General features: G+C 35.1%; 1 protein-coding gene. It reads right to left on the reverse strand.

From position 1 onward, the window contains the following. Positions 1 to 33: 33 nt before the first annotated feature. Positions 34 to 259, reverse strand: a 226-nt coding sequence (locus FDX22_RS27505; protein WP_222592577.1) for a hypothetical protein, incomplete at its 5' end; no start/stop codon positions are given.

Genomic DNA, 259 nt, shown 5'->3' on the forward strand with positions numbered 1-259 from the left:
CCGTCCTCGTTTTCAGTTACTTTAATTTCAGCACTATTGGTTATTAGTTTCATCTGTGCTTGTTACGTCCTTTCTATTGCCTTGTAAGTCACTTAGGTTTTCAACAGCAACTGCATTAAGGTTTGTGACATAAATATCTCCACCCTCAATAGGTTGCTCACCCATTTTAATAAGAAGTTGATTCTGTGTGAAAATAGGAGCGTTGATATTTTCATGATACAAGTCAATTAATTCTTTCAAAGTTGCAAACTTGAATAGC

Origin of the sequence: Citrobacter sp. TBCS-14, from assembly GCF_005280805.1 — a bacterium.
GTDB lineage: Bacteria > Pseudomonadota > Gammaproteobacteria > Enterobacterales > Enterobacteriaceae > Citrobacter > Citrobacter gillenii.